Genomic DNA, 6,026 nt, shown 5'->3' with positions numbered 1-6,026 from the left:
CGTCGGGTCGGCGGCGGTCGGCGGTCGGGCCGCGGTGGCCCGGGCCAGCGTCTCGCCCGCCTTCGGTGGGCCCGGTGGCCCCGGTGGGCCGACCGGCCCCGGTCGCGGTGCGCGGGGTGCCGGCGACCCGAACGCGGTCGCCCGGGCGAAGAAGCGCAAGCGCGTCAACATGCTGATCGCCGGGTTCGCCGTGTTCATCATGCTCGCCGGCATGGGCGTCGTCGGCTTCACGTACTACTCGACGACCGTGGTGCTGCCGAACGAGATCCCGCTGCCGCTCTCCACCACCGTCTACACGTCGGACGGCAAGACCCCGGTGGCGAAGCTGGGCAACGAGAACCGCATCTTCGTCACCATCGACCAGATCCCCCCGCACGTGCGCGACGCGGTCGCCGCCGCCGAGGACAGGAACTTCTACCGGCACTCCGGCGTCGACTACAAGGGCATCGCCCGGGCCGCGTGGAACAACCTCTCCGGCGGCGACAAGCAGGGTGCCTCGACGATCACCCAGCAGTACGCCCGCAACGCGTTCGAGAACCTGAAGGACGACAGTTACGGACGGAAGGTGAAGGAGGCGATCCTCGCCTCCAAGCTGACCGACGAGCAGTCCAAAGAAGAGATCATGCAGAACTACCTCAACGTGATCTACTTCGGGCGCGGCGCGTACGGCATCGAGGCGGCGGCGAACACCTACTTCAACAAGCCGGCGAAGAACCTGACGCCCGCCGAGGGCGCAGTGCTCGCCGCGCTGATCAAGCAGCCGGTGCCCAGCCCCACCCACAAGGGCTACGACCCGGCGGTCAACCCGCAGGAGGCCCAGGACCGCTGGAACTACGTCATCAACGGCATGGTCGAGGAGGGCTGGCTGGACGCCCCCGGCCGGCCGGCGCGCCCGACCGCGTACCCGAAGGTCTGGCCGCCCAAGGACAGCAACGGCTTCGGTGTGAAGTCGCCGCGCGGCAACGTGATCAACTATGTCCGGCAGGAGATGGAGCAGTGGGGCATCTGCTCCGATTCCGGCGCTGCCGGCAAGCCCACCTGCGTGGACGAACTGCGCGAGGGTGGTTACAAGATCACAACCACCATCAACCCCAAGATGCAGGCCGCCCTGGAGGCGGCCGCCCAGCCGGACCGCAAGGGCTCGGTGCTCAACGGCCAGCCGAAGAACCTTATGTCGGCGGCGGTCTCGATCGACCCGAAGACCGGCCGGGTGCTCGCCTACTACGGCGGTGACAGCGGCGCGGACTTCGACTACGCCGGCAAGAACACCAACGCCAACGGCGACATCGTCGGCGGCCATCCGCCGGGCTCGTCGTTCAAGGTCTACACCCTCGCCGCGGCGATCGACGCCGGCATCTCCGTGAAGTCCCGCTGGAACGCCACCCCGTTCAAGCCCGAGGGGTACGCCAAGGAGATTCAGAACGCCGGTCGCGACGTGACCAAGACGTGCAACAAGTCCTGCACCCTTGAGGAGTCGACGGTCCGGTCCTACAACGTGCCGTTCTTCCGCGTGGCCGAGGAGATCGGCGCCGACAAGGTCGTCGAGATGGCGAAGAAGGCCGGCGTCAGCACCATGTGGACGGTCGACCCGCCGAAGCCGTACAACCTGGTCAAGGAAGACTCCAAGGACCTGGCCCCGAGCAAGTTCGACCGGGTGGTCGGGTTCGGCCAGTACCCCATCACGGTGCTCGACCACGCCAACGGCCTCGCCACGCTCGCGAACGACGGCGTGTACAACAAGGCTCACTTCGTGCTCAAGGTCGAGAAGCAGAACAAGGAGACCGGCAAGTGGGACAAGGTGCCGGGGACCGGTGAGAAGCTCAAGGGCCAGCAGCGGATCAAGGCGGACGTGGCCCGAGAGGTGACCGCCGTGCTCAAGCAGATCCCGGAGAAGAACAACGCCGCGCTGGACGGGCACGACGCCGCCGGCAAGACCGGTACCTGGGAGCACAACGGCACCGCGCGCAACGCGCACGCCTGGATGGTCGGCTACGACAAGCACGTCGCCACCGCGGTCTGGATCGGCAGCCGGGACACGAAGAAGCCGCAGATCGTCGACGACGACGGCAAGGACATCGGCGGCAGCAGCTTCCCGGCGAAGCTCTGGAAGCGCTACATGGACGCGGCGCTGGACGGCAAGGAGAAGTACGACCTGCCCAGCATCACCGGCATGGGCGACGACAAGGCCGGCGACGGCGAGGCCCCCGCGCCGCCGCCCCCGCCGCCGGGTGGCCAGCCGGGCCAGCAGCCCAACTGCGGGCCGCTGGACCTGTTCTGCCCGGACAACGGCGGCAACGGCAACAACAACGGTGGTGGCAACAACGGCGGCCAGGCCCCGACCGAGCCGACCGATCCCGGAGGGGGCGGCGGCGGAGAGGGCATCCTGCCCAGCATCACACCCCGGATACGGGACTGATCGACGAACGCCGCCGGCGGCCGGAGCAGCAGCTTCGGCCGCCGGCGGCTTTTCGCGTACCGCGATGTTCGCGTCGGGACGGGACGCGGACCCCCGGCGTACGGCAGGATGCACCCTCATGAGCACGAAGCCGACGCGCGGCATCGACGACGCCGGTGCCCCCGACCACCCGTCCCGGTCCGACGACTTCGTCCGCGGGGTGTCCGGGGTGATCGGTGGCCCGCTGGGTGACCATGCGGTCGCCCTCGACCGGCCCGCCGGACGGGAGCGGCGATTCTGGACCGCCACCCGGATCGTCCTGGCCCTGGTCTGTCTGACCCTCGCCCTGCACTGGGTGCAGAAGTCGCCCTGCCAGGACGGCGCGTGGCAGAACAACGTGCAGTACACCCGGTTCTGCTACACCGACGTGCTGGCGCTCTACTACGCCGAGGGCCTCAACGAGGGCAAGGTCCCCTACCGCGACCACCCGGTCGAGTACCCGGTGCTCACCGGGTACTTCATGGGCGCGCTCGGCCTGCCGGTGCACGCCCTCGGGGCCGACGACCCGTCGCTCAACCAGGGCCAGTGGTTCTACAACCTCAACGCCCTGGTCCTCGGTGCGCTCGCGGTGGCGACCGTCGCCGTGCTCCTCGCGCTGCGCCGCCGACGACCATGGGACGCCGCACTCTTCGCCCTCGCGCCCGCGCTGCTGCTCACCGCCACCGTCAACTGGGACCTCCTCGCCATCGGGCTCGCCGCGTTCGGGTTGCTCGCCTGGGCGCGCAGGAGGCCCCTCGTGGCCGGCCTGCTGCTCGGCCTGGCCGGCGCGGCGAAGATGTGGCCGCTGTTCATCCTCGGCCCGATCCTGGTGCTGGCCCTGCGGGCCGGCCGGATGCGCGCCGCCCTCACCGCAGTCGGCGCCGCCGTGGTGTCACTGGTCCTGGTGAACCTGCACGCCGCCGTGAACTATCGGGAGAACTGGGACCGCTTCTTCGAGCTGAACACCGAGCGACCGATCGACTGGGGCACCCTCTGGTACATCGGCCGCTACCTCGACGGGAAGACGGGCGGCACGGCCCCCGGCGACCTCGGGCCCTTCGAATGGCTCAACGCCAACATCCCGGCGCTCAACAACCTGTCGTACGCCCTGTTCGGGCTGGCCTGCCTCGGCGTGGCCGCGCTGGCGCTGCGGGCGCCGCGCCGCCCGCGCCTCGCCCAGCTGGCGTTCCTGGTGGTGGCCGCGTTCCTGATCTTCAGCAAGGTGTGGTCGCAGCAGTTCGTGCTCTGGCTGCTGCCGCTGGTGGTGCTCGCCCGCCCGAAGTGGGGCGCGTTCCTCGCCTGGCAGGTCGCCGAGATCTGCTACTTCGCGGCCTTCTACGGGGAACTGCTCGGCGCGGCGACCAGCCGTCCGGTCTTCCCCGAGGGCGTCTTCGTGCTGGCCGCGACGCTCCGGCTCGGCACCGTGGTGCTGCTCTGTGTGCTGGTCGTGCGGGAGATCCTGCACCCGGAGGAGGACGCGGTACGCGCCACGTACGACGACGACCCCGACGGCGGTGTGCTCGACGGCGCACCGGACGTGGGCTGGCTCCGGCGATGGCGTGATCGCGCCACCGCCGGAGAGCCGTCGCCCGCGCCGGTCACCGCCCAGCCGGCTCAGAGCCGGTAGACGACCACCTCACCGATCTCCTCGCGGGTGATGCCCAACCCGTCGACCGGCGCGTCGATGCTGATCTCCCACGGCGTGCCGGCGACCTGGTCGCGCATCACCAGCACCTGGCGGACACCGAGGATGCGCAGGTAGTCGACGCTGGTCTGGTCGGGGAAGGCGATCGTCACCCGGCGCACGTCCTCGAGCCGGTCCGGGGTGAAGCCGCTGCCGCCGTTCACGATGTCCTGGAAATGGGTGGTGGACCAGAGCATCACCGGCTGGTCGAGGTTCTGACTGCTCGGCAGCACCAGCAGCGGACCGTCCACGGCGCGCATGGCGGCGGGCTGAGCCGGCACCACGGGGTGCGGCGTGGCGTTGAGCCCCTCGGCGACGACCAGCAGCAGCGGCACCAGCGTGGCCAGCCGCAGCCACGGGCTCGGCCAGGAGGGAATGCGTTCGGCGGAGATCTCCCGGACCCGCTCGGAGAACGCGCTCACCGCGCCGGCCGCCAGCAGACCGAGGAACAGGGTCGCCCACAGCATCAGCCGGCCCGGCGTGCGCAGGCCGTTCCACCCGGGCAGGTGCTCGAAGAGCGGCACGTAGGTGAACGTGCCGTCGAAGAACTGCGTCCCCATGGAGAGCACCATGCTCACCAGGACACCGGCGAGGAGCAGCAGCCGGTGTCGCAGCCGCCACACCGAGAAGAACAGGCCACCGGCGGCGAGCGCGTACAGGACGTAGCCGGGGAGCAGGGTCATCTCCGGGTGCCACGGCAGTGCCGCCCGCGCCCCCTCGTGCAGCCCGCCCCACACCCTCGACTCGGCCGGCGCGGTGAGGAACCCGCTGGCCGGGGGCGAGAACACGTCGATGTCGCCGACCGTGCGTTGCGCCTGCGGGTGCAGCTCCGCGACCTTGAAGTACGGGATCGCCAGCAGCACGCCGACGCCCGCGAAGAGCGCCCCGCCGACCAGGTCCGCGGTCAGCAGCCGGACACCGAACGGCCGCTTCACCGGCCGGACGACCCACCGCCGCAGGCACCACGTCACGGCCGCGACCAGCACGGTCCCACCCAGGAAGTACGCGAACGGCAGGCCGATGCCGAAGCCCAGGCTGAGCTGCCAGGCGGCCACCAACCAGCCGGTGTAGACCCACCCGTCATGGCGGCGCTCCGGCCGGTAGCCGTGGCGCAGCGACCAGCCGTGCCCCCTGGCCAGCATCGCCAGGGCGAGCGGGATGCCGCCGTTGGAGACCACGTGCAGGTGGCCGGCCTGGGCGAGCAGCCAGGGCGCGTAGGCGTAGCTCACCCCGGCGACCGCCGCGCCGATCCGGCCCGCGCCCAGTTGGCGCGCCAGGGCGTACGCCCCGAGCGTGGCCAGGGCGTGCGCCAGCACGAACATGATGTTGTACCGCAGTACGGCCGCCTCGGGGCCGCTGCCGATCATGCCGGCCGGGGCGTACCCGAGCAGGGTGTCGGAGAAGGCGAAGCTCCACGGCTCCGGGAAGAACGCGTTGGACTGCCACAGGTTGGCGGGGTTGGTCAGCAGAATGTGCCCCGACCAGGCCATCTGCCAGGCCTGGAGGCTCGGGTCCCAGTAGTCCTGCGGCAGCGTGTAGAGCGGGTACCGCAGCGTCGGCCACGTCATCAGCACGGCCAGCACCAGCGCGCCGAGGCTCGCCAACGTCCACTCGTGCGTCAGCACCCGGCCGACGTGCCGCGCCACCTGTCGCGGTCGCGTCGGTACCAGCTCCGGAGCGGGCGCGAAGGCGGCGAAGGGGTCGTCCTTCTCCGTACCGTCGCCGGTCTTCGTGGTGGCCCCGGCCTTGCCGGTCTCTCCGGCCTCGCTCTCGTCCGCCTTGGTCCCGGCCTTGCCGGCGTCGTCCGCGCTGGTCCCGGCCTTGCCGGCGTCGCCCGCACCGGTTGCGGCCTTGCCGGCGTCGTCCGCGCTGGTCCCGGCCTTGCCGGCGTCGCCCGCACCGGTTGCG

Annotated in this window: 3 protein-coding genes; 2 read left to right on the top strand and 1 reads right to left on the bottom strand. The window is 70.9% G+C overall.

The features are described from left to right. Both AB0I76_RS20495 and AB0I76_RS20490 read left to right on the top strand, forming a co-directional pair. A partial coding sequence (locus AB0I76_RS20495; protein ID WP_357037677.1) for a transglycosylase domain-containing protein occupies nucleotides 1-2,416 on the top strand: 2,416 nt, incomplete at its 5' end. 118 nt (nucleotides 2,417-2,534) lie between these two features. Further along, nucleotides 2,535-4,061, top strand: a complete 1,527-nt coding sequence (locus AB0I76_RS20490; protein WP_357037675.1) for a glycosyltransferase 87 family protein — start codon at nucleotides 2,535-2,537, stop codon at nucleotides 4,059-4,061. Here AB0I76_RS20490 and AB0I76_RS20485 read toward each other — a convergent pair. After that, a partial coding sequence (locus AB0I76_RS20485) for a hypothetical protein (protein ID WP_357037672.1) occupies nucleotides 4,049-6,026 on the bottom strand: 1,978 nt, incomplete at its 5' end. The two genes, AB0I76_RS20490 and AB0I76_RS20485, sit on opposite strands and share 13 nt — an antisense overlap.

Origin of the sequence: Micromonospora sp. NPDC049799, assembly GCF_040656655.1 — a bacterium.
In the GTDB taxonomy this organism is placed as follows: domain Bacteria; phylum Actinomycetota; class Actinomycetes; order Mycobacteriales; family Micromonosporaceae; genus Micromonospora.
This window is presented reverse-complemented; position numbering and strand designations above follow the sequence as displayed.

Bases quoted from the DNA above. Each gene is read 5' to 3' on its own strand.
- AB0I76_RS20490 (WP_357037675.1), top strand. From the start codon at position 2,535: ATGAGCACGAAGCCGACGCGCGGCATCGACGACGCCGGTGCCCCCGAC.